The organism is Nocardioides sp. AX2bis (assembly GCF_902506435.1).
Lineage (GTDB): Bacteria > Actinomycetota > Actinomycetes > Propionibacteriales > Nocardioidaceae > Nocardioides.
Window position 1 is genome coordinate 1,230,754 of the sequence record NZ_LR733215.1, and the last position, 23,697, is coordinate 1,254,450.

Below are 23,697 nucleotides of genomic sequence, written 5' to 3' on the forward strand. Positions count from 1 at the left end.
CGGTGGTCCCGGGTCGGAGGACACCCCTCGATTGGGGGGCGTGCCCCCACCACCTTCGGGTGCCGGCCCCGCGCCGGGGAGACGACACTGAGTCTGCTGGTCCCGGGGGGGGACGCGGGGAGGGGAACAGTCATGCAGGTCAAGATCTTCGGACAGACCAGGGTCGTCACGCCGCGCGGCGAGGCCGACGGCGGGCGGCTGGGCGGGGTCAAGTCACGTCAGATCCTCGAGATCCTCGCGGTCTCGGCCGGGAGCCCGGTCTCGAAGGAGGTGCTGGCGGACCTGCTCTGGTCGGGACACCCTCCGCGGAGCTGGACCGGGACGCTCGAGAGCTACGTCTGCCTGCTCCGGCGCCACCTCGACCCGACGTCGCCCCGGACCGGCGGCATCGTCACGGTCCGCCAGGGCTACCTCCTCGACCTCGCCTCGGTCGACGTCGACCTGACGACGTTCCGCGCCCTGGCGCGGCGGGCCGAGGCCGACCGTGATCCGGCGACCTGCCTGGCCATCGTCCTGGAGGCGCTGTCCATCGCGACCGGCGACCTGCTGGCCGACGAGATGCAGGCCCCCTGGGCCGACGAGGAGCGGGAGGTGCTGCGGCAGGAGATGGTGAGCCTGCACGGACTCGCGGCGTCCTGCGGCCTGGCACTCGAGCAGACCGGTGTCGCGATCAGGCACGCCCGCGCAGCGTTGCGTCTGGACCCGTTGGCCGAAGGAGTGTGGCGGACCCTGATGAGGTCGCTGGCCGCGGCCGGCCGGCGGGCCGAGGCGCTGCGCGCGCACTCCGAGGTCCGCCGGCACCTCGCCGACGAGCTGGGCACCGACCCGAGCCGGGAGACCACGGACCTCTACCTCGACCTGCTGCGCGGCGCGGGCGCCCCCGGGACGGCGGCCGGCACGGTCCAGCCCCGCGAGGAGGTCAGGATCCTGCTCCGGCTGCTCCACGACGCCGTGCTGGCGGTGCCGGTCGGCGAGGTCCCCGACGGGGACCCCCACTGGTGGCAGACGGCCGTCCGGCTCGGTGCCGCGTCCTGAGGTGCAGGGCCGGAGGTCCCCAAGGTGCTCCGACCCGTTGACACGTCGCGCGCGTCCGGGGTGCCATGGAGCGTCCGCTCGGGGCCTCGTTTCCACACCGCACGGAGATGCGAATGCCCACCCATGATCCGCACGGTCGACCCCCGGCCGTCGTCCGCCGGGAGCCGCGCCGCGTCCTCGTCGTCGACGACCACCGCACGTTCGCCGAGCTGGCGTCCCTCGCCCTGGGGAGCGAGGTCGACCTCGAGTGCGTCGGGACCGCCCACGACGCCCAGGAGGCCCGCGCCGACGTGGCACGCCACGACCCCGACCTGGTGCTGATGGACGTCGATCTCGGCGCCGGCGACGGGGGCGAGGACGGGCTGGGACTGGCGGCCGAGCTGACCACGAGCCGCCCTTCCCTCCTGGTGGTGGTCCTCACCGGGCACATCGACCTCGGCGTGATGCGGCGGGCGGCCTCGGCGGGCGCCTGCGCCCTCCTGACCAAGGGCGGCTCGCTGCGCGAGCTGCTGGATGTCCTGCGCGACGCCCGCCCCGGAGAGTTCTTCGTCCAGACCGACCTGCTGCGCTCCCTCGTCAGCGAGCAGGGCGAGGAGGAGCGGCGCTGGGTGCGGCACCCCGCTCTGACTCCGCGGGAGGTCCTCGTGCTGCAGCTGCTCTCCGACGGACGCTACGTCGCCGACATCGCCCGCGAGCTGGGCATCTCGGTCCACACCTGCCGCGGCTACGTCAAGACCCTGCTCGCGAAGCTGGGAGCGCACTCCCAGCTCGAGGCGGTCGCGATCGCGAGCAGGCGCGGTCTCCTGGAGACCACGCCGCGGGTGCACCGACACCGGGTCGGCTGAGCCGGCACCGTGCTGGGTCCTGGACCACCGACCGCGTGGTGCGGACGGGTCCGGAAGCGGGTGAGGCCCAGGAGGATCCAAGGTCGGGCTGCGACGGTTGCCGGACCAGCCACCGGTCCCGGGGAGGACAGCCATGACGACGACACCGAGGGCCCGCCTCCTCGCGGGGGTCCTCCTCCTCGCTGCGCTGCTGCTGGGAGTGGCGGCGCCGGCGCTGGCTCACTCCGACCTCGTCGGCAGCACCCCTCGGGACGGCGACGCGGTGCTGATCGGCACCGACCGGCTGGTCCTGGTCTTCGCCGACGACCTGCTCCCCGGTTCCGAGCAGGTGGTGGTCCAGGACCCGGCCGGTGCCGACGTCGTGGCCGGGCCGGCGTCGGTGACGGGCGAGACGCTCGAGGTCCGGATCGACCTCACGAGGTCCGGCCGACACCTCGCGACCTACCGCGTGCTCTCCGCCGACGGCCACGCCGTCGTCGGGGAGCTGACCTTCGACGTGGCGGGGTCCGGCGCGGTGCGGTCGGCGGTCGTGCCCGTCGCGACCGAGCCCCCCGGCGACGGCCCCCTGCCCCCGCCGGTCTGGTGGCTGGTCGGGGCTGCCGTGGTGTCAGGGGTGGTGCTGCTGGTGCGCCAGCGCGTGGGACGTGCTCGGGACAGACCGGTCGTCGGCCAGGAGTGAGTCGCGGTGACGCCCACCGACCAGGGTCGTCGGTGTCTCGTCCCCGACATTGCCACCACGCGGGTCCGGGCTGGTGCGATACTGGAGCCTGCAGCCCGAGGAGACGGAAGAGGCACACGTGCGGATCGTGACCGGCTCCGATCCGACGTCGGACGACCCGGTGTCGCAGGACGTGGTCGCGGCCCTCCGGGACGCGGGGGACCACCCGCTGATGGACTCCTTCCCGCAGGGTGCCATCTTCGCCTTCGACCGGGACCTGCGCTACCTGTCGGCCGGCGGGCACGGACTCGAGGACGTCGGGCTCTCCCGCAGCATGCTCGAGGGCAGGACGATCTCCGAGGTGTTCCCCGCAGAGACGGTCGGCCTGATCGAGCCCTTGTACCGGGCTGCGCTCGACGGCACGTCGACCACCTGGGACGTCCCGTTCGAAGGACGCACCTACACCCAGCGCCTGGCGCCGGTCACCGACGCCGCCGGTGCGGTCGTCGCGGGCCTCGGCTTCACCCAGGACGTGACCGAGGCGCGCGCCGCCGAGCAGGCGCTGAGGGAGTCGGCGCTGCAGAACCGGCTCACCTTCGAGCACGCGCCGATCGGCAAGGCCATCGTCGAGCTGGACGGGACGTGGCGGCAGGTGAACGCGGCGCTGTGCGAGCTGACCGGGTACACCGAGCAGCAGCTGCTGGGGATGACGTTCCAGGACATCACCCACCCCGACGACCTGGACCTCGACCTGGACCACCTGGGCCGGCTGGTCGAGGGCGAGATCAGGTCGTACCAGATCGAGAAGCGCTACGTCACGGCGTCGCACCAGGTCGTCTGGGTGCTGCTCTCGGTGGCGCTGGTCCGCTCCGAGGAGGGCGCTCCGCTCTACTTCATCTCCCAGATCGTCGACATCACCGAGACCAAGCGCCAGTACCAGGCGCTGCAGGACCTGACCGCGATGGTCGCGCACGACCTCCGGACCCCCGCGGCCGTGGTCCGTGGCTTCGCCGAGCTCCTCGAGGGCAGGGCGGCGGCGGACCCGCAGAAGGTCCGCGACTACGCCGCCCGGATCGCTGCGAGCGCCGAGGCGATGATGGTCCTCACCGACAACGCGCTCACCGCCACGGCGATCAGTGACGGACACGTGGCAGTCCGACCGGCGGCGGTGACGCTTCGCGGCGCAGTCGACGCGGCCGTCCGGGCCGCCGATCTCGGCGCCACCTCGGTCGACACCGAGGCACTGGACGACCTCGCGGCCTGGGTGGACCCCGTCCATCTCGGCCAGGTCCTGACGAACCTGCTGACGAACGCCGCAAAGTACGGAGACGGCCGGATCGTCGTGTCCTCCACCTCGGCCGAGGGCCGGGTACGGATCTCCGTCACGGACGACGGTCGAGGGGTGGAACCGGACTTCGTGCCGTACCTCTTCGAGCGCTACAGCCGCTCCGCGGCTGCTCGCGCCGGTCGTCAGCGCGGGAGCGGGCTCGGCCTCCACATCGTGTCGGACCTCGTGACCGCGAACGACGGGCACGTCACCTACGCGAGATCCGCCCTGGGCGGAGCCGACTTCGTCGTCGAGCTGCCGGCAGCGCCGCACGGGCCCCTCACCGACAGGTGACGGGCGGCGGGACGATGGTCACTCTGCCCGTGGATCGAGGCCATTGTCCTCTGGGGGGTCCCCGGGATCCGTGCGACGCTGGTGCGGCGCCACCCGCAGCACGAGGAGGTAGGTCGTGCCCGACCAGCAGCGCACCGGACCCACGACGGTGCTGATCGTCGACGACCACCGCACGCTCACCGAGCTGCTGGCCGAGGTCGTCGGGAACGACCCCCTGCTGACCTGCGTCGGGGTCGCGACGTCCGCGGCCGGGGCGATGTCACGTCTTGCCTCGGTGCATGCCGACGTCGTCGTGCTCGACGCGCGGCTCGGCGAGGACGACGGCATCGCGCTGGTCCCACGCATCCGGGCAGGCTGGCCGGCGACGGCCGTCGTCGTGCTGACCGGCTTCGTCGACCGGTCCGTCGTCGACCGGGCGTCCGCTGCCGGGGCGTCCGCCGTGATGCCGAAGGACGGGGCGCTGAGCGACCTGATGACCGTCGTCCGGTACGCCAGGCCCGGCACGTTCACCGTGCCGGAGTCGGTCCTGCGGGTCCTCGACACGTCGACCTGGGCCCGACCCACCGACCGGTTGACGCTCCGCGAGGGAGACGTCCTGCGGCAGCTCGCCGCCGGACGTGACGTGTCCGCCCTGAGCCGTGACCTCGGGATCTCCGTCCACACGGCCCGCAGCCACGTCCGCTCCATCCATGCCAAGCTGGGGGTGCACTCGCAGCTGGAGGCGGTCGCGATGGCGCATCAGGACGGCTTCGTACCGCCCACCCCCCGCTGACCGAGGGGCCGCCCCAGCACCGGCCCGGGGGGAACGGGCCGGCGGGGCGGCCCCCGGAGCCGGGAGCGATCACGCTGGTCCCGGCCCGACCACGTTGTCCGGCCGACCTTGTGGAAAGCCTGGGTCGGGTGGGTGAGTCCCCACGATTGACCAGCCGGCATCCCACGCGTGGCCGATTCCCTGACCCCGGGCTGGCCCCGAGCATGGGGGGAGGAGCTGCACGAGGTCATCGGGGACCGGGGGATGACCGGGGGGTCGACGACATGGACGACGTGTGCTTGTTCGGGACGACACGGGCGGGTCGGGGCGTACCGCCGTCGACCGACCTGGGGGGTGTGAAGGGGCGGCAGCTGCTCGAGCTGCTGGCGCTGAGCCACGGTGCGTCGGTGGAGAAGGAGACGCTCGCCGACCAGCTGTGGAACGGCTCCCCGCCACCCCGGTGGACCCCGGCCCTGGAGTGCCACGTGTCGGTCCTGCGGCGGCGCCTCGCCGCCGCGGGCCTGGTCGGTGCCGTCGTCACGGTCTCCCACGGCTACCTGCTCGACCACGCGGTCGGCGTGGACCTGACCCGCGCACGGCGCGAGCTGGCAGAGGCTCGCCGCGACCCGGGGCGCGCGGCGCTCCGGCCCGATCTCTGGGGCCCGCCGTCTCCCGGCTCGCTGCTGGCCAGCAGCACCCTGGCGCCGTTCGCCGGACCTGCGCGGGCGGTCCTGGCCGAGGAGCTCGCCGCCACCGGCCTGGTGGTGGCGGAGGCCGCGCTGCGGCTGAATCGGGCCGCCACCGCGGTCGACCTCGCCCGGCGTACGGAGGCGCTGACACCGTGGTGCGAGCAGACCCAGCAGCTCCTGCTGCGGGCCATGTCGCTCCAGGGCGACCGGGCGGGGGCGCTGACGCTCTTCGCCGACTTCCGCGACCGCCTGCACCGCGACCTCGGGGTCGAGCCGGGAGCGGCCCTCTACGCGGAGTACCTGGCGGTGCTGGCGCAGGACGCGCCCTGCGTGGCCGCGGCGCCGTTCGAGCGTCGGCTGCTGCACCGCCTCCTCGCCCAGACCGCATGACCGGCAGGGTCGCCTCCGAGCCGGCCGGCGCAGGGTCTTTGGTCATCGACCTGGCCAGTCGGCCCGCTGCGGGCGGTTCGCAGGCACGCCGCGGCCTACAGTCGAAGAGGTGACCCCGACGCAGCTCCGCGCCTTCGCCACGGTGGTCCGGCTGGGCTCGGTCAAGGCAGCGGCCCACGAGCTGGAGGTGAGCGACGCCGCGGTGTCCATGCACGTCGCGCAGCTGCGCAAGGAGCTCGGCGACGTGCTCTTCACGCGGGCCGCGACCGGGCTGGCCTTCACCCCCGGCGGCCTGCGCCTGGCCAGCCGGGCCGTGGAGATCCTCGGGCTGCAGGACCGGACGGTGCGCGAGGTCGGTCTGGCCGGGCACGGTCGGCGGGTGCTCCGGCTCGCGGCGTCGAGCCTCTTCGCCGAGCACGCGGCCCCGGGTCTGATCGACCTGTTCGCGGCCCGGGCCGACGACCTGGAGGTCGAGCTCAGCGTCCGCCCGATGCGGCAGTTCGCCGCGCTCCTGGCCTCCCGCTCCGTCGACGTGGCGATCGGGCCGGCCATGGCCGCAGGCCCGGGGTCGGGTGACGGGGGAGGTGCGGTGGTGGGCGTGCCCTTCCTCAACTACGAGGTCGTCGCGGTCGCCCGTCCCGACCACCCGGCCGTGGGTCGTCCGTTGGGCGCGGCGGGCGTCCAGCGCACGGTCTGGCACCTCGGTCCTGCCGCGGTCGGCGACAGCGGCGCGATCCCGGCGATGCTGCGACGGATGAAGGTGCCCGAGACCCACCAGCGGATCTTCCAGAGCCAGGCCGCGGCGGTCGAGGAGGTCCAGAGGTCGGACGGGGTCGCCCTGGCGGTGCGGTTCACCGTCAGCGGTGAGCTCGCCGCCCACCGCCTCGCCCTGGTCGAGGGACCGGGCCTGAGGGTGAAGGGCTCGTGGTCGGCGATGTCCCTGCCGGCCCGGGACCAGACCCCGGCCGCCGCGGAGCTGATGCGCTTCGTGACCAACCCGCGCGCGACCCAGGCGATGGTGCGGGGTGCCGGGGTCGTGCCCGGCCGGTTCCGACCCACCGTCCACGTCACCCTCTGGAGCTGACCCCGACGAGGGCGTCCAGCACCTCGGTGAGGGAGCCGACGGTGTCGGCGGCCAGGAACGCGTCGCAGTAGGGCAGCGCCGCCGCCATCGGACCCACCAGCGGCTGGTACCCGGGCTGCGCGGAGCGGGGGTTCAGCCAGACGACCCGGCGCGCACGTCGGGCGGCGCGGGCCATCGCGGCGGCGAGCGCCTCGGGCGGGTCGCTGTCCCAGCCGTCGCTGGCGATCACCAGGATGCCTCCGCGCACCCCGCCCGCGTGCCGCGACCTCAGCAGCTCGCGCAGGCAGGTGGCCAGGTGGGTGCCGCCGTACCGGTCGGGGACCTGCTCCTCGGCGTGGGCGATGGCCGCGGCCGGGGAGGCCAGCCGCAGCGAGGGGGTCAGCCGCGTGAGGGAGGTCGAGAACACGAAGGTCTCGGCGTCGCGGCCCCGGGCCAGCGCGCGCATCAGGTGGAGGTAGGCCACGGAGAACGCCTGCATCGACTCGCTGACGTCGCACAGCAGCGTCACGGGCAGCGGCCGACGGACCGGACGGTTCCGGCGGATCTCCACCGGCTCCCAGCCGGTGCGTCGCGAGGCCGCGAGGGTCTCGCGCAGTGCGACCCGCTGCCCCGTCCGGGCGACCCGCTGACGGCGGCTGCGGCGGGTGGGCCAGACCTGGGCGTGCTCCTCGAGCCAGCGGCCGAGCAGCGCGACCTCGGCCTCGTCGAGCTCGTCGAGCGGGGTGTCCGCGATCCGGGCCACGGCGCTGGCCAGCCGCTCGGGCAGGCCCAGGACGTCCTCGTCGGCTCCGCGGTCGTCGGTGGCCCGGTGGCGCGGCAGGGTGTGCCACGGCAGGCCGTCGCCGCTCTCGTCGTCCTCGCTGCGGCCGCGCACCGAGGTGAACGCGTCGTCGGAGGGGGGTGCGGCCTCGCCGGTCCGACGCCGCGCGTGCGGGTCGACCGGCAGCAGCGCGTCCTCGAAGACGGCGCGGAACACCTCGTCGAAGGCCGCCAGGTCCTGCTCCCGGTCGACGAGGGTGACCCGCACCGTCCAGTAGAGCGCGCGCAGCCGGGCCGGCGGTGCCGCCTCGAGGGCGTCGACCAGGGCGACCGACGACGTCATCCCGACCGAGACGCCGGCCGCGCGCAGCCGGTGGGTCAGGGTCGCGGCGAGGACCGCGCGGTCGACGCCGGCCAGGAGCGGCGCCACGGCGTCCACCCTGCGACCTCAGCCGTCGAGGGCGGTCATCGAGGACAGCACGAGGTCGCGGTCGTCGGGTGTCTTGACCAGGGCGCCCAGCGTCGGGACCGCCGTGGAGCGCACCAGCTCGGTGGCACCGAGCGCGGACAGCGCCGCCACCCAGTTGATCGCCTCGGCGACCCCGGGGGGCTTGTCGACGTCGAGGGAGCGGACGTGGCCCACGAACTGGGCCACCGAGGTGATCAGCGGCTCCGCGGAGGCGGGCGACGTCCGGCGCAGGATCTGCGCCACGCGGGCGACGTCGGGATACTCCAGCCAGTGGTAGAGGCAGCGTCGACGCAGCGCGTCGTGCAGCTCGCGGCTGCGGTTGGAGGTGAGCACGACGACCGGCGGTCGGGCCGCGACGAAGGTGCCCAGCTCGGGCACCGTCACCGACGCCTCGCCCAGCGACTCCAGCAGCAGCGCCTCGAACTCGTCGTCGGCCCGGTCCACCTCGTCGATGAGCAGCACCGGCGGGTTCGGACCCTGGTGGCGCACGCACTGCAGGATCGGCCGCTCGACGAGGAACTCCTCCGAGAAGAGGTCGGCATCGCTGAGGCTCTCGTGCTGCGACTCGGCGAGGCGGATCGCGAGCAGCTGGCGCTGGTAGTTCCAGTCGTAGAGCGCCTCGGCGGCGCTGAGGCCCTCGTAGCACTGCAACCGCACGAGGGGAGCGTCCAGGACCTTCGCGAGCACCCGCGCGGCCGCGGTCTTGCCGACCCCGGGCTCGCCCTCGAGCAGGAGGGGCAGCCCGAGACGCAGCGCCAGGAAGACCGCCGTGGCGATGCCCTCGTCGGCCAGGTAGTCGTGCTCGTCGAAGCGTGCGGCGACCTCGGCCGGGGATCCAGGCCCCATCAGGGGGTCCTCGCGAGGTAGCCGTCGCGGCAGCCGCTCCCGCAGAACGCCTCCTCGACCCCGTCCACGACCGCCGTGGGCGTGTCGGGACCGACGGTGACCGTCATCCCGCAGGCCGGGTCGAGCGCCGTACGGGGCGCGGGGGCAGCTGCGGGTCCGCTGCCCGCGGGCGCGGTCAGCCCGTCGAGCCGTACCGCTCCGACCACCGCGGCCAGGACCGACAGGGCCATCTCCGCGGCGGTGCGGGCACCGATCTCCACGCCGACGTGCGGGTGCACCCGGGCCCTGTCCTGCGGACCGAGCGCCAGCTCGTCCAGCAGCGCGACGCCGCGGGTCCGGCTGCACACGACCCCGACGAAGCCGACGCCGGCCGCCAGCGCGGCCCGGACGGGGCCGGCCTCGTCCCCGTGCGTCGAGACGACCACGACCGTGGCGTCCCGGGGCACCTCGTCGGGCTCGCCGCGGTCGAGCGCGAACCCCAGGGAGGGCGCCAGCGCTGCGATCGCCTCGGCCGCCGGCGAGGTGCCCACCAGGTGGAGCACCGGCGGGGGCAGCAGCGGGTGGAGGTAGACCTCCACCGCGCCCCCGGACAGGCAGGGGTTGACCACGATGCTCGCGCCGGGTGACTCCGGGAAGACGTCGTGACCGTCGGGCAGCACCCGCAGCAGCACGCTCTGTCCGGTGGTGAGCGCACCGAGGGCCGCGGTGCGCACGGAGCCCTCGGCGCAGTGCCCACCCACGAAGCCCTCGAACGTGCCGTCCGCGAGCACGATCGCCTCGTCGCCGGGATGCGCCGAGGTCGGCTCCTGGGCGCGGACCACGGTGGCCCGCACGAACGGCACCCGGGCCCGCGCCAGCTCCTCGGCGCGCGCGGAGGTGGACGTGGTGACGGTGGTCATCGGTCCTCAGATCGGCGGGGTCGGGTGGCCCTGCATGGCGTCCCAGACCCGGGACGGCGTCAGCGGCATGTCGGCGTGCCGGACGCCGAAGGGCTTGAGGGCGTCGACGACGGCGTTCACCACCGCCGGCGGTGACCCCACGGTGGCGGACTCGCCGACGCCCTTGGCGCCGATCGGGTGGTGCGGCGAGGGGGTCACGGTGTGCCCGGTCTCCCAGTGCGGCACCTCGAGCGCGGTGGGCAGCAGGTAGTCCATCAGGGAGCCGCCCAGGCAGGTGCCGTTCTCGTCGAAGGAGATCATCTCCATGAGCGCCATCCCGACCCCGTCGGTCAGGCCGCCGTGGACCTGGCCCTCGATGATCATCGGGTTGATCCTCGTGCCGCAGTCGTCGACGGCGATGAAGCGCCGCACCGTGACCACCGCGGTGCCGGGGTCGATGTCGACCACGCAGAGGTAGGCGCCGAAGGGGTAGGTGAGGTTCTCGGGGTTGTAGCAGATCTGGGCCTCGAGGCCGCCCTCCACGCCCTGGGGGAGGTCACCGGCGCCGTGCGCCCGCATCGCGATCTCCTGGATCGTCACCGAGCGCCCGGGGTCGCCCTTGACCATGAAGGAGCCCTTCTGCCACTCCAGGTCGACCACGGAGACCTCCAGCATCCCCGACGCGATGATCCGGGCCTTGTCGCGGACCTTGCGGGCGACGAGCGCCGCCGCGGCCCCGGAGACCGGGATCGAGCGGCTGCCGTAGGTGCCGAGGCCGAAGGGCGTCTGGTCGGTGTCACCGTTGACGACCTGGATGTCGTCGGGGGAGATCCCGATCTCCTCGGCCACGATCTGGGCGAAGGTCGTCTCGTGGCCCTGGCCCTGGCTCATGCAGGAGACCCGCACCACGGCCTTGCCGGTCGGGTGGATGCGGAGCTCGCAGCCGTCGGCCATGCCGAGGCCGAGGATGTCCATGTCCTTGCGGGGCCCGGCACCCACCGCCTCGGTGAAGAAGGACAGGCCGATGCCCATCAGCTCGCCGCGGGCGCGCTTCTCGGCCTGCTCGCGACGCAGCTCGTCGTAGCCGGCCATCTCCAGCGTGAGGTCGAGGGCGCGCTCGTACTCGCCCGAGTCGTAGACCCACCCGGTCTTGGTCGTGTACGGGAACTGCTCGGGCTGGATGAAGTTGCGCCGTCGCAGCGCGACGGGGTCCATCTCGAGGTCGTAGGCCAGGCAGTCCACCATCCGCTCGACCAGGTAGACCGCCTCGGTGATCCGGAAGGAGCAGGCGTACGCGACGCCGCCGGGGGCCTTGTTGGTGTAGACGGCCGTCATCGAGCAGTAGGCCGCCTCGAGGTCGTAGCTGCCGGTGAAGACGCCGAAGAAGCCGGCGGGGTACTTCACCGGGGCGGCGGTGCCGTTGAAGGCGCCGTGGTCGGCCAGCACGTGGGTACGGATGGCCAGGATCTTGCCCTCCTTGGTGGCCGCGATCTCCCCGCGCATGATGTAGTCCCGGGCGAAGCCGGTGGAGACGAGGTTCTCGGTGCGGTCCTCGACCCACTTCACCGGCTTGTTCAGCACCAGCGAGGCCACGATGGCGCACACGTAGCCGGGGTAGATCGGGACCTTGTTGCCGAAGCCGCCACCGATGTCGGGCGAGATCACCCGGATCTTGTGCTCGGGCAGCCCGGAGACCAGGGCGTAGATGGTGCGGTGCGCGTGCGGTGCCTGGCTGGTGGTCCACAAGGTGAGCTGGCCCGAGACGCGCTCGTAGTCGGCCACCGCCCCGCAGGTCTCCATCGGGGCGGGGTGCACCCGGGGATAGACCACGTCCTCGGTCACGACCACGTCGGCGCGCGCGAAGACGGCGTCGGTCGCCGCCTCGTCCCCGGTCTCCCAGTCGAAGCAGTGGTTGTCGGCCTTGCCGTCGAGGTCGGTGCGGATGACCGGGGCGTCCGGGGCGAGGGCCCTGCGGACGTCGACCACCGGCTCGAGGACGTCGTACTCGACGTCGATCAGCTCCAGGGCGTCGCGCGCGGAGTAGCGGTCCTCGGCGACCACGAAGGCCACCTCCTGGCCCTGGAAGCGCACCTTGTCGGTGGCCAGCACCGCCTGGACGTCGTTGGAGAGCGTGGGCATCCACGCCAGCCCCTTCTCGGCCAGGTCGGCGCCGGTGATCACGGCCTTGACCTTCGGGTGGGCCTGGGCGGCCGAGACGTCGATCGAGACGATGGTGGCGTGCGCGACGGGCGAGCGCAGGATCGCCAGGTGGAGCATCCCGCGCAGCTGGATGTCGTCGACGTAGGTGCCCATGCCGCGGATGAAGCGGGGGTCCTCCTTGCGCAGCATCCGTCCGTGCCCGACGGGGTGCTGGTCGTTGTCGGCGGTCTCGAGGTCCTCAGTCGTGGCGGCCACGCCCTCGTCGAGGGTGGTCATGACTCGCTCCCCACGGTGGCCTCGTCGCCGGCGTTCGCCGCGGCCCACTGGATGGAGCGGACGATCGTGGTGTACCCGGTGCAGCGGCAGATCTGGCCCGAGATGGCCTCGCGGATCTCGCCCTCGCTCGGGTCGGGCACCCGGTCGAGCAGGGCACGGGCCGTCATCAGCATCCCGGGGGTACAGAAGCCGCACTGGAGCCCGTGGCAGCGCATGAAGCCCTCCTGGACGGGGTCGAGCACGCCGTCCTGCTCGAGACCCTCGACGGTGCGGACCTCGTGGCCGTCGGCCATCGCGGCCAGCACGGTGCAGCTCTTCACCGGCTCGCCGTCCAGCCACGCCACGCAGGTGCCGCAGTTGCTGGTGTCGCACCCCCAGTGGGTGCCGGTGAGACCGAGGTGGTCGCGCAGGTAGTGCACCAGCAGGAGCCGGCCCTCGATCTCGCTCGAGACCTGCTCCCCGTTGACGTTCATGCTCACCTGCATCAGGACTGCCCCTTCATGTCGCCGGCGACGCCGGCCTCGATACGTGTCACGGCCTGCCGCAGGGTGCGGCGGGTCAGCTCTCCGGCGAGGTGCCGCTTGTACTCGGCGGTCCCGCGGTTGTCCGTGGTCGGTGAGCAGGTCGACGACGCGATGGTCGCGGCCTCGGCGTAGAGCTCCTCGGTCGGTGCGCGTCCGCGCAGCAGCGCCGAGATCTCCGGGATGCCGGTCGTGTTGGGACCGACGGCGGCCAGCCCGACCCGCGCGTCGACGATGGTCGGGCCGTCCATCCAGACCGCCGCACCGGCCGAGGTCACCGCCCAGTCGCCCGCGCGGCGCTCGACCTTGGCGTAGGCGCTCGACCCGGAGGGACGCACCGGGATCCGGATCTCGGTCAGGATCTCGTCCTGGGCCACGGCCGTCTCGTACGGACCTCGGTGGAAGTCCTCCATCGAGACCACCCGCTCCCCGGCCGAGCCCCGGATCACACAGCTGGCGTCGAGGGTGGTGCAGACCGCCGTCAGGTCCTCCGACGGGTCGGCCTGGCACAGGGAGCCGCCGATCGTCCCCCGGTTGCGGACCACGGGGTCGGCGATCACCCGCTCGGCGTCGGCGAAGATCGGGAAGAGGGCGGCGAGCTCCGGGGAGTCCAGCAGCTCGCGGTGCCGGGTCATCGCGCCGATGCGCACCTCGCCGACACCGACCCGGATGTAGCCGAGCACGTCGTGCAGGTCGTTGATGTCGATGACGTACTCGAGGTCGGTGAGCCGGAGCTTCATCATCGGGATGAGGCTGTGGCCGCCGGCGACCAGACGTGCTTCGCTGCCGAGGCGCTCGAGCAGGTCGATGGCCTCATCGACGGTGGTGGCACGTTGGTACTCCAGGGGAGCGGGGACCTGCATGGTTCCTCCAGGTGACGGGTGTCACGTGAGGGTGGACCCCGCCGCCGGGACCGGCAAGACCGACTTCAGTGCTTTGTTGATCGGCCCGCTGACGGTCAGAGGAGGGAGAGGAGCATGGCGGCCATGGCCACCGCCATCAACGCCTCGCACGCCGCGTCGACGCGGACGGTCCCCACCGTCCCCGTCCGGGCGAGGCGGAGCACGCAGGTCGCCAGGACAGCGGCGAGCGCCACCAGCAGGACCACCAGCGCCGGCGCCGGGAGGGTCGTCATGGCGTGGGCGCCGTGACCCGTGTGCGTCCCGGTCACGGCGGCGGCGGGGTCCGGCGTCAGCATCGTCGCCATCGCCGCGCTCGCGGCCGCGAGCCGCAGGTGCGAGCCGCGCGGGTGTCCCAGCGCCGCCCGGGCCAGGGCCCACCCCGCGCCGACCGCGAAGACACCGACACCGAGAGCGGGCGGGCCGGGCACCGAGGTCAGCAGCATGGCGGCCATCGCGACGGCCATCAGCAGGTGCCAGGCCCCGAGCGCGCGACCGTGCCCCGGCGCTCCTGGGGCGACCAGCCGCGCCGCGCACCAGCCCGCGATCGCGAGCATCACGGCTCCGGTGACGACCTGCACGGCCCGACCTTCGACCCGCCGCCGGGAACCGTCAACGCCGACCTCAGCGGATGCTTGCGACGGTGCCTGTGGCGTCGTGCCTCAGTCCGCGGTCCGCTGGCGCTCGACCCACAGCGCCGCCTGGGTGCGGTCGACGACCCCGATGCGTTGGAACGCCGAGGTCAGGTGGCCCTTGACCGTGCGCTCGGTGATGCCGAGCCGTCGGGCGATCTGCTTGTTGGCCAGGCCCGCGGCGACCAGGTCGAGGACCTCGCGCTCGCGGCTGGACAGCACGGGTCGGGGGGTGGTGGCTCCCTCGTCGGCCCGGCGGCCGGTGGCGCGGGAGGTGAGCAGGTGACGGGCCGCCTTCGGGTCGAGGGGGGACTCGCCGCGCGCGGCGGCCCGGATCCCGGCCACCAGGTCCTCGGGCTCGGCGTCCTTGAGCAGGTAGCCGACGGCGCCGGCGTCGACGGCGGCGAGCAGGCGGGGCCCGTCGGAGAAGGACGTCAGGATCAGCACGTCGGTGTCCGTGGCCTCCGCCGTGATGGTGCGGGTGGCGGTGACGCCGTCCATCACCGGCATCTGCAGGTCCATCAGGACGAGGTCCGGGGCGAGGGCGAGCACGAGCTCCACCGCCTCCGCGCCGTCGGCGGCCACCCCGACGACCTCGACGTCGTCGAGCTCGCCGAGCATCCCGGTGAGTCCCCGGCGCACCACGGCGTGGTCGTCGGCGATGACGAGTCGGATCACGGCAGCGGCACCTGCATCCGTACGGTGGTGCCGGCGCCCGGGGCGGACTCCACCGTCCAGGAGCCACCCGCCTCCTCGACCAGCGAGCGCACCCCGCGCAGGCCCAGGTGCCCGGCCGGCAGCGGGGCGTCGACGTCGAAGCCGCGGCCGTCGTCGCGGACGACCGCCACCACCTGGTCGGGCTCCTGCCGGACGCTGACGTCGAGGTGCGACCCGCCACCGTGGCGGACGGCGTTGCGCACCGCCTCCTGGACCGTGCGCCAGGTGAGGGCGACCAGGTGCGGGGGCAGGTCGTCGGCGACCTGGACCTCGCGCGACGTCGTGACCCCGGAGCGGCCCAGCGGAGCGAGGAGGTCGTCGAGGGCACCGCCCAGCCCGGCGACGTCGAGGTCCGGCGGGTAGATCTCGACCAGCAGGGACCGCAGCGCCCGGACGCTGCCGCGCACCGACCTGCTCGCGTCGTGCAGCTCGTCGCGCAGGGTGGTGGCCGTGCCCGGTCGCGCGGCCATGGTGGTCAGCACGTAGGACGTGCCGGCGAGCTCCTGGACGACCCCGTCGTGCAGGTCGCGCGCGATGCGGGTGCGCTCGGCGTCCGAGGCGTCGACCGCGGCCTGGAGCAACCGCTCGCGCTGCTCGGCGGCCCGACCGAGACGGCGGGTGAGCAGCAGGATCAGCGGCAGGGCCACCGCGACGAGGGCCCCGAGCCCGACCAGGGTGACGGGACGGAACCTGCTGAGGATGGCATCGGCGCGTTCGTCGACGCCGTCGGTGGAGTAGTAGGCCTCGAAGAGGAGGCGCTCGCCCTCCGGTGCCGTGACGCGCGTGTAGACCTCGAGGACGCCGCCGAGGTCGCGCTCGTACCGGTTCTCGGGGCGGCTGACGTCGGACAGCTCGGCCTCGGTGCCGCCGCCGCGCAGCACGTCGAGCTCGTCCTCGTCGAGCTCGTAGCGGCTGCCGATCAGCCGGGTCTCGTCCGAGTAGACGATGGTCCCGTCCTCGGCCCAGATCTTGATCCGTTCGAGGCCCGGGACGTCGAGGCGGTGCCGCAGGGCCCGGTCGAGGCGGTCGACGGGGCCGGCCTCGCCCGACGACAGGCGGTACGGGAGCGCCGGAGCCGCCACGCTGCGGGCGAGGACCTCGGTGGTCGCCCGGGCGTCGTCGGTCGCCTCCTCGTCCGCGGCGCTGCGGCTCAGCTGCCCGGTCACGAGCACGACCACGAGCACGGCAAGGCACCCCGCGGCAAGGAACTGCACCGCGGGGTGCCGGGCCAGACGTCTCATCCGCGGGGCCACGGGGGGAGCGTGACCCTCGGGACGGAGTGCGGCAGCGTCAGAAGTTGATGCTGCCGCGGCACGTCTGACCGTTCCTGGAGGCCGCGAAGGTGACGCGGTCGGTGCCGGAGAGATCGGTGATGTGGCGCTCGACGCTGAAGGAGCCGCTGGGTCCGCGCGTGGTGGCGGTGCCGCGGGCGGACACCGAGCCGTTGTGCAGGATGCGCCAGCTCCAGGTCTGGCCGTTGACGTTGCTGTCGACCTCGCCCTCGACCTCGAGGCCACCGTTGTCGGTCTTGACCTTGAGGTCCCAGCGCGCCGAGCCGGAGCACTGTCCGGTGCGCTCGACGCGGTCGTCGCCGCTCGCGTTCGCCGGAGCGGTCGTGGTGAGCAGGCCGAGGGCGGTGGTGCCGGCGAGCAGCGCGGCGGCGGCGGTGCGGCGGGTGGCGAGGGTGTTCATGGGGTCCTCCTGTGGTGGGTGGTGAGTCCCATCGTGGGCGCCCGGCGCGGGGCCCGACAGCCGTCTGATGGTGCCGGTACCTCAGGCCCGGCGTCCAGGGTCGTGCGACCCCTTCGCGCGTCGGTCCGTGGCGGGCTCCTCACCCTTCCGGCGGGTGGCCGCCTGCTGCCATGGGAGGCATGACGACGACACGAGTGATGCAGGTGACCACCCCCGGCGGCAGGCCCGAGCTGGCCGAGCGCGAGCTGGGGTCCCCGGGCCGCGGCGAGGTGCTGGTCCGGGTCGAGGCCTGCGGCGTGTGCCACTCCGACGCCTTCACCGTCGAGGGGTGGATGCCCGGCATCGAGTACCCCCGCGTGCCCGGCCACGAGATCGCGGGCCGGATCGAGGCCGTCGGCGATGACGTCGTGCCGTGGACGGTCGGCCAGCGGGTGGGCGTCGGCTGGTTCGGTGGCAGCTGCGGGCACTGCGAGCCCTGCCGTCGGGGCGACCTGATCAGCTGCGAGAACGGCCAGGTGCCCGGCATCGCCTTCGACGGCGGGTACGCCGACCACGTCCTCGTGCCGGCCGGGGCGCTGGCCTCGATCCCCGACGACCTGGCCGCCGTCGACGCCGCGCCGCTGCTCTGCGCCGGCATCACGACCTTCAACGCCCTGCGCGAGAGCGGGGCCCGCCCCGGCGACCTGGTGGCCGTCCTGGGCGTCGGTGGCCTGGGCCACCTCGGGGTGCAGTTCGCCCGGCGGATGGGCTTCGAGACCGTGGCCATCGCCCGGGGGACCGAGAAGGAGGACCGGGCCCGCGAGCTGGGCGCCCACCACTACGTCGACTCGACCGCCACCGACCCGGCCGAGGCGCTCCGCTCGCTCGGCGGTGCGGTCACCATCCTGGCCACGGTCACCGCCCCCGACGCGATGAGCGCGGTGGTCGGCGGCCTCAAGCCGCGTGGTCGCATGGTGGTCGTGGGTGCCTCCGAGGACCCGATGCAGATCCCTCCGTTCGCCCTGATCCCGGGGAGCACCGGCGTCGTCGGGCACGCCTCGGGCACCTCGCAGGACTCCGAGGACACGATGCGGTTCAGCGTGCTGCACGACGTGCGACCGATGGTCGAGACCTTCCCCCTGGAGCAGGCCGCGGCGGGCTACGACCGGATGATGAGCGGTGACGCCCGCTTCCGGGTCGTGCTGACCATGGAGTGACGGTCCGCCCCGGCTGGTGAACCCGCTCCGGTTCAGCCGCCGGCGGGGAACCAGAACACGCCGCGCTCCTCGACCCAGACCATCGCGACGTCCTCCAGGTGCACCCGCCACGTGCCGCCGTCGACGACCCGGCGGACCTCGCCGAGCAGGCGACCCCACTCCGCCAGGGCGGCCTCGGCCGTCTCCTCCGGGCGCTCCAGGTCGACCGGCACGCGGGCCGCCCCCTCCAGGGCGGTGCCCTCGCTCGGGTCGTCCCAGAACGTGAACCGCTCACCGCCCATGAGGGGGTCGGCGAACCGGTCGAGGTCGTGGCGTGCGAGCACCTCGGCGACCCGCTCCTGCTCGGCGGCGGAGAGGCGTGCGTCGCGCTCGAGCGAGTAGTACAGGCTGACGCTCATGCGGTCCTCCGGGGTTCGGGGACGGGGGCGTCCGTGGTCGGCAGCCTACGGCCCGGCGTCGGCCGCGGGCAGTCGTACCTCGAACACCGCGCCCGTCCCCTCGGACGGCACCCGGTGGCAGACCGTGCCGTGGTTCGCGCGGGCGAGCTCGCGCACGAGGTACAGGCCGAACCCGGTGCCGCTCACCTGGGTGGCGACCCCCGTCTCGGCCCGGGAGAACCGCTCGAACATCCGGGGGAGGAAGGCGGGCGGGACGCCCTCGCCGTGGTCCCGCAGGGACACCACGACCTCGTCGCCGTCCTCCCCGACGGCGACCGAGTAGGGCGCGCGGCCGTAGCGCGCCGCGTTGGTCAGCAGGTTGTCGAGGATGCGGGCGGCGTGCACGGGGTCCACCCACGCCCGGGCCGGGGTCCGGCTCGTCACGGTGACCGCGATCCGGGCGTGGTCGGAGGCGTCGGTGAGCAGGGCGGCGAGGTCGACGGCCTCGGGACGGGTCGTGAGGGTGGCGGACCCGATGCTGACCAGCGCGAGGATGTCGGCCAGCAGCCCCTGCGAGCGGACGCCGGTCCGCGCGGCGCGTCGCACGATCGAGCGGCGCTCGTCGGGGTCGAGGTGGTCCCACTCCTGGTCGAGGACCTCGAGGTACCCGTTCGTCGCCGTCACGGGCTGGGCCAGGTCGTGCCCCAGCATCGCGATCAGGTCGGTCAGGAGCCGGTTGGTCGTCGCCAGGTCGTCGGCCAGGCGCTGGACCTCGGTCTGGTCCTGCATGACGCCCCGCAGCAGCACCACGGCGCCGTCGGAGCCGAGGACCCGGGACGTCCGGCTGTGGACGTGCCGCACCGCCCCGTCGGGACCGAGGACGCGGTAGCCGGTCTCGTACTCCTCGCCCAGCTCGGCGCGCGAGCGGAGGGTCTGGACCCGGCCCCGGTCGTCGGGGTGCACGGCCGCGACGTACTCGTCCAGGCTCGGGCTCGGGCCGGCCGGGTCGAGGCCGAGCATCGTGAGGACCTCGGACGAGAGCCGCAGGCTGCCGGTCGCGGGCTCGAAGGTGTAGCCACCGATCCCGGCCAGGGACTGTGCCGCCGCGAGGTCCTGCCGGGCCTCCACCTGCTCGGTGATGTCGGCGACCAGGACGAAGAACCCGGCGACACCGTCCTCGGCCAGGTGCGGGATGTACTCGGCCTGCGTGTGCCGGGTCTCACCGGCCGCCGTGACCAGGGTGCGGTCGAACCGCTGGTGGTGCCCGGCCAGCGCGCCGTCGATGTAGGGCTTGTTCGCGCGGTGGACCGCCGGCCCGAGCAGGTCCCTGATGTGCATGCCCCGCACCTCCTCGGGCGTCAGGCCGAACCACCGCAGGTAGGCCGCGTTGGCCACCACGTTGCGCAGGTCGTGGTCCCAGTAGGCGACGAGCGCCGGGAGGTGGTCGACGAGCAGCCGCCAGCGCTCGACCTGCTCCTGGAGGGGATCGGCGGGGCCGCTCACCGGCGGTGCGCGCCTGCCGGGAGGGACGTGATCGGGGGGTTCACCGGGTGATCCTCGCACCGCGACGGGGTGGCGCGATCACGGACCGAAGGGCCTCCAGTCGCGGGACCTTGTGCCCGGGTACGACGGGCGGCACCGGGGTCAGACCGGGGGGCAGCCCGCGGCGTACCAGCGTCCGAGCCTGGCGAAGCCCTCCTCCAGCCCCACGACGGGGGTCCAGCGGAGGCGTTCGCGGGTACGGCGCTGGTCGAACCAGTGCGCGGTGGAGAGCTGCTCGACCAGGAACCGGGTCAGCGGCGGCTGGTCGCGGCGGCTGGTCGCGGCCCAGACGGCGTCGACGGCGGCGCCCGCGGCCAGGCCGAGCGGGACCGGGAGCCTGCGTCGCGGCGGCGGGACCCCGGCGGCGAGGCACACCCGCTCCAGGACCTCCCCGACCGGCCGCGGCTCGCCGCCGCTGACCACCAGCGCCTCACCGTGCGCGTCGGGCCCGCAGGCGTCGACCGCCGCCACGAGGGCGTCGGCGGCGTCGGTGACGTAGGTGGTGTCGATCAGCGCGGTGGCCGGGCCGAGCAGGGGGAGCCGGCCGGTCCGGGCGCGGTCGACCAGGCGGGCGACCAGCTGGGTGTCGCCGGGGCCCCACACCAGGTGCGGGCGCACCGCGAGGACCGCCAGGTCGGGGGAGTCCGCCGCCAGGACCAGCTGCTCGGCGACCGCCTTCGTCGCGGCGTAGTGACCCCGGGCGTGCGCGGGGTCGGCGGGGTCGGCCGGCGCGCCGACCAGGGGTCGACCGGCGTGGGCGACCGAGGGCGAGGAGACGTGGACGAACCGGCCGACGCCGGTCCGGCGGGCGGCCGCGAGCACGGTACGGGTCCCCGCGACGTTGGCGCGCTCGTACTCCACCAGCGGGCCGACCACGTCGACCTTGGCGGCCAGGTGCAGCACGGCGTCCTGGCCCCGCACGGCCCGCTCGACCACGACGGCGTCGGCGACGTCGCCGAGGACCTCGCGGCAGCCGGTGCCCGACGGGCGGCGCTGGAGCACCGTGACGTCGTCGCCCCGGGCGGCCAGGGCCGTCGCGGTCGTCCGACCGAGCAGGCCGGAGGCTCCGGTGACCAGGACCCTCACGCGAGGATCACCCGCGCCCGGCGAGCACGTCCGAGGCCTGGCGGGCCAGCTCGGTGCGGTCGACCTTGGAGGCGTGCCGGATGTCCAGCGGCAGCCGGTCGGCGCGCAGCACGGCGGCCAGGGGCACGCCTGCCGCGCCGCGCACCGACTCGGCGAGGTGGTGCTCGGCCAGCCGCAGGCCGAGCGAGCCGCCGCGGCGGCGCGGTGCCGGGGCGGGCGGTCCGTCCGTGGCGGGCACGACCACGGCGGCGAGCACCTGCGCGCCCTCCGGCCCGACGCCGACGAGGCCGGCGGCGTGCACGGTGGCCAGGGCCTCGACCCGCTGCTCCGGCCCGACCGGCGTCACCAGGCCGCCGGCCGTGCTGATCAGGTGGGCCGTCCGCCCCTCCACCCAGAGCCGGCCCTCGTCGTCGAGGTGCCCGACGTCGCCGGTCCGGTGCCAGCCGGGGTGGCGGGCCGAGGCGCGCTGGGTCATCCACAGGGCGTCGTAGCGGTCCTTGACGTGCGCGGCGCGCACGCAGATCTCACCGGTGACGCCCGGGTCGGTGACCGGCTGGTCCACGGAGGGCCCGGTCAGGGGCACGATCCCGACGGAGACCCCGGCCAGGGGGTGCCCGACGCAGACGCCCTCCCCGGCGCCGGCGGCGGTGATCTCCTCCAGCGAGACGTCGGTGACCGGCAGCGCCTCGGTCATGCCGTACGGCGTGTGCAGGCTCGCCGACGGCAGCACCTCGCCGACCGACCGGAGCAGGGCGGACGGCACGGGCGCACCGGCCGACATCAGCAGCCGGACGCGGCCCAGCGCCTCCTGCTGGGCAGGGCTCACCTCGTCGCGGGTGGCCACGACGCGGCGCAGGGCGGCCGGCGAGGCGAACACCACGGTGGCCCCCACCGCGGCGGCGGCGTCGGCCAGCAGCGGCGCGGTCAGGGTGTCCGGGGCGGTCACGTCGATGGCCGGCAGCGAGGACGCCAGCCCCAGCGCGGGCCCGAGCAGCGAGAACGGCGCGAACGCGGCCACGAACGAGTCGTCCGGGCCGAGGTCGTAGGTGGCGCGGACCAGGCCGACCTGGGCGGCGGCCTGGCGGTGCCGGTAGGCGACGCCCTTGGCCGGGCCGGTCGCGCCCGAGGTGAAGAGCACCGCGCAGTCGGCGTCGAGGTCGGGCTCGGGCGGCATGGCGGTGCCCCGCCCGATCCGGGCCAGCTCGTCGAGGTCGTGCTCGGCGCCGAGCAGGCGGCGTACGGCCGGGGGCCCGGCGTCGACGGCGATCCGCGAGCCCGGCAGGCCCATCGCCGCGGCGGCGGCCAGGCCGGCCCGGCCCCCGACGACGTGGTCCAGCGACGCGCCGCGCAGCGCGCGACGCATCCCGGTGAAGCCCAGGCCCTTGTCGGCGACCACGACGACCGCGCCAGCGCGCCAGGCGGCGTACACGACCGAGGTGAGGTCGGCCGAGGGCTCGACGAGGACGCCGATCCGGTCGCCGGGGCGTACCCCGGTGGCGGCCATGCCCGCGGCCAGTTCGGAGACCCGGTGCGAGAGCGCCGCCCAGCTGACGAGCCCGCCGTCGACCGCGATGACGGGGGAGCGGTCCTCGCGCCGCCGCTCCAGGACCGACCAGAGCCGGTCGGACAGACCGTCGGCGGAGGCCACCGCGGCGGCGGGGTCGGGGCCGGGGTCGACGGGGCTCGCGTCGAGGTCGGTCAGCCACGCCGCGACGAGCCCGGCGTACTCGGGTGCGTCCTCGGTGACCAGGTGCGAGGCGCCCTCGTAGCGGTGGACCTCCGCCTGGGGGAGCCGGTCCTGCAGGTCGGCCAGGTAGCGCTCGCCGAAGACGGGGTCGCGCGGGCCCCAGAAGAGCAGTGCCGGGACGTCCAGGGTGCGCACGCCCTCGGCCAGGGCGTCGACGAACGGGAAGGACGGGTGCCCCTCGGCGAAGGGGATGTCGGCCACGAAGTCGCCCACGGCGGTGCGGCGCGCCGCACCGGAGTACGGCAGCGCCAGCGCGTCCCGGACCTCGCGGGGCAGGGCCGGCCGCGACAGGTTGGAGGTGGCGCGGACGAAGATCGGGGTGGCCACGCAGCCGAACGGCCGGAAGCCGGGCAGGTGGGCGAGCCGGATCAGCGGGGGCCCGAAGTCGCCGGGGGGCTGGGCCACGGCGGTGTTGCCGGTGACGACGCCCCGCAGCTGGTCGCGGTGGGCCTGCGCCCAGCCCAGCGAGATCGCTCCGCCCCAGTCGTGCCCGAGGGTGACGACGGGGCCGTCGATCCCCAGGGCGTCGGTCAGCGTGCCGAGGTCGGCGACGCGCTGCTCGACGGTCCGCGGCTGCTCGGTGCGCGCGGACCACCCCATCCCGAGGTGGTCGGGGGCGACCACGCGCCACCCGGGCGGGGCGGCGGCGAGCATCCCGCGCCACAGGTAGGACCAGGTGGGGTTGCCGTGCACGCACAGGACCGTGCCGTGGACCGGCTCCACGCCGTTGTCGAGGTAGTGCCAGGTACGGGGCACGCCGTCGGTGTCCTCGACGGTCACGGTGCGCGACCAGGACGGGTCGAGGCCCGGGAGGTGGTGGGGCACGG

General features: G+C 74.4%; 22 protein-coding genes. 8 read left to right on the top strand and 14 right to left on the bottom strand.

Annotated features, from left to right (window positions below; genetic code table 11):
• Positions 1-132 precede the first annotated feature (132 nt).
• The 7 genes from GV155_RS05845 (at position 133) to GV155_RS05875 (ending at position 7,073) form a co-directional block, all read left to right on the top strand.
• Entirely contained in the window at positions 133-1,035 is a 903-nt protein-coding gene (locus GV155_RS05845) for an AfsR/SARP family transcriptional regulator (protein WP_160006098.1), read from the top strand.
• A 113-nt stretch (positions 1,036-1,148) separates the two neighbouring features.
• Positions 1,149-1,880 carry a response regulator transcription factor gene (locus GV155_RS05850; protein WP_160006100.1) on the top strand — a complete coding sequence of 244 codons (732 nt, stop codon included), beginning with the start codon at positions 1,149-1,151 and terminating at the stop codon, positions 1,878-1,880.
• Positions 1,881-2,013: 133 nt separating this feature from the next.
• Positions 2,014-2,559, top strand: coding sequence for a copper resistance CopC family protein (locus GV155_RS05855; RefSeq protein WP_160006102.1), 546 nt, complete (start codon positions 2,014-2,016; stop codon positions 2,557-2,559).
• Positions 2,560-2,686: 127 nt separating this feature from the next.
• Positions 2,687-4,159: a sensor histidine kinase gene (locus GV155_RS05860; RefSeq protein ID WP_160006104.1), complete on the top strand. Its 1,473-nt coding sequence runs from the start codon at positions 2,687-2,689 to the stop codon at positions 4,157-4,159.
• A 115-nt stretch (positions 4,160-4,274) separates the two neighbouring features.
• Positions 4,275-4,931: a response regulator transcription factor gene (locus GV155_RS05865; protein WP_160006106.1), complete on the top strand. Its 657-nt coding sequence runs from the start codon at positions 4,275-4,277 to the stop codon at positions 4,929-4,931.
• A 335-nt stretch (positions 4,932-5,266) separates the two neighbouring features.
• Positions 5,267-5,989, top strand: a complete 723-nt coding sequence (locus GV155_RS05870) for an AfsR/SARP family transcriptional regulator (protein ID WP_160006108.1) — start codon at positions 5,267-5,269, stop codon at positions 5,987-5,989.
• 109 nt (positions 5,990-6,098) lie between these two features.
• A complete protein-coding gene (locus GV155_RS05875; protein ID WP_160006110.1) occupies positions 6,099-7,073 on the top strand; it encodes a LysR family transcriptional regulator in 975 nt (324 codons plus the stop codon).
• Here the strand turns inward: GV155_RS05875 and GV155_RS05880 are convergent.
• The 10 genes from GV155_RS05880 to GV155_RS05925 all read right to left on the bottom strand — a co-directional run bounded on the left by GV155_RS05880 (position 7,057) and on the right by GV155_RS05925 (position 16,922).
• The gene (locus tag GV155_RS05880) at positions 7,057-8,262 is read right to left on the bottom strand and encodes a vWA domain-containing protein (RefSeq protein WP_201300077.1); all 1,206 of its coding nucleotides are present in this window, start codon (positions 8,260-8,262) and stop codon (positions 7,057-7,059) included. The two genes, GV155_RS05875 and GV155_RS05880, sit on opposite strands and share 17 nt — an antisense overlap.
• A gap of 18 nt (positions 8,263-8,280) precedes the next feature.
• Positions 8,281-9,147: an AAA family ATPase gene (locus GV155_RS05885; RefSeq protein ID WP_160006112.1), complete on the bottom strand. Its 867-nt coding sequence runs from the start codon at positions 9,145-9,147 to the stop codon at positions 8,281-8,283.
• Entirely contained in the window at positions 9,147-10,046 is a 900-nt protein-coding gene (locus GV155_RS05890; RefSeq protein ID WP_160006114.1) for an XdhC family protein, read from the bottom strand. Before GV155_RS05890 ends, GV155_RS05885 begins: the two co-directional genes overlap by 1 nt.
• 6 nt (positions 10,047-10,052) lie before the next feature.
• Positions 10,053-12,461 carry an aerobic carbon-monoxide dehydrogenase large subunit gene (locus tag GV155_RS05895; protein WP_160006116.1) on the bottom strand — a complete coding sequence of 803 codons (2,409 nt, stop codon included), beginning with the start codon at positions 12,459-12,461 and terminating at the stop codon, positions 10,053-10,055.
• Positions 12,458-12,946 carry a (2Fe-2S)-binding protein gene (locus tag GV155_RS05900; RefSeq protein WP_160006118.1) on the bottom strand — a complete coding sequence of 163 codons (489 nt, stop codon included), beginning with the start codon at positions 12,944-12,946 and terminating at the stop codon, positions 12,458-12,460. The genes GV155_RS05895 and GV155_RS05900 overlap by 4 nt, the downstream gene beginning before the upstream one ends.
• On the bottom strand, positions 12,946-13,845 hold the full coding sequence (locus tag GV155_RS05905; protein WP_160006120.1) for an FAD binding domain-containing protein: 900 nt from the start codon (positions 13,843-13,845) through the stop codon (positions 12,946-12,948). Before GV155_RS05905 ends, GV155_RS05900 begins: the two co-directional genes overlap by 1 nt.
• A gap of 95 nt (positions 13,846-13,940) precedes the next feature.
• Positions 13,941-14,462, bottom strand: a complete 522-nt coding sequence (locus tag GV155_RS05910; RefSeq protein ID WP_160006122.1) for a DUF5134 domain-containing protein — start codon at positions 14,460-14,462, stop codon at positions 13,941-13,943.
• Between the two features lie 81 nt (positions 14,463-14,543).
• Positions 14,544-15,191, bottom strand: a complete 648-nt coding sequence (locus GV155_RS05915) for a response regulator (RefSeq protein ID WP_160006124.1) — start codon at positions 15,189-15,191, stop codon at positions 14,544-14,546.
• On the bottom strand, positions 15,188-16,483 hold the full coding sequence (locus tag GV155_RS05920; protein ID WP_160006126.1) for a sensor histidine kinase: 1,296 nt from the start codon (positions 16,481-16,483) through the stop codon (positions 15,188-15,190). Before GV155_RS05920 ends, GV155_RS05915 begins: the two co-directional genes overlap by 4 nt.
• A gap of 37 nt (positions 16,484-16,520) precedes the next feature.
• A complete protein-coding gene (locus tag GV155_RS05925; RefSeq protein ID WP_160006128.1) occupies positions 16,521-16,922 on the bottom strand; it encodes a hypothetical protein in 402 nt (133 codons plus the stop codon).
• A 179-nt stretch (positions 16,923-17,101) separates the two neighbouring features.
• Between GV155_RS05925 and GV155_RS05930 the strand changes: the two genes are divergently transcribed.
• Entirely contained in the window at positions 17,102-18,118 is a 1,017-nt protein-coding gene (locus tag GV155_RS05930) for an alcohol dehydrogenase (RefSeq protein WP_160006130.1), read from the top strand.
• 32 nt (positions 18,119-18,150) lie between these two features.
• Here the strand turns inward: GV155_RS05930 and GV155_RS05935 are convergent, their stop codons facing one another.
• The 4 genes from GV155_RS05935 to GV155_RS05950 form a co-directional block, all read right to left on the bottom strand.
• Entirely contained in the window at positions 18,151-18,516 is a 366-nt protein-coding gene (locus tag GV155_RS05935; RefSeq protein ID WP_160006132.1) for a hypothetical protein, read from the bottom strand.
• A gap of 45 nt (positions 18,517-18,561) precedes the next feature.
• A complete protein-coding gene (locus GV155_RS05940) occupies positions 18,562-19,998 on the bottom strand; it encodes a sensor histidine kinase (RefSeq protein ID WP_160006134.1) in 1,437 nt (478 codons plus the stop codon).
• 141 nt (positions 19,999-20,139) lie between these two features.
• Positions 20,140-21,123, bottom strand: coding sequence for an NAD-dependent epimerase/dehydratase family protein (locus GV155_RS05945; protein WP_160006136.1), 984 nt, complete (start codon positions 21,121-21,123; stop codon positions 20,140-20,142).
• Positions 21,124-21,130: 7 nt separating this feature from the next.
• Positions 21,131-23,695, bottom strand: coding sequence for an alpha/beta fold hydrolase (locus GV155_RS05950; protein ID WP_236554056.1), 2,565 nt, complete (start codon positions 23,693-23,695; stop codon positions 21,131-21,133).
• Between the last annotated feature and the right edge of the window lie 2 nt (positions 23,696-23,697).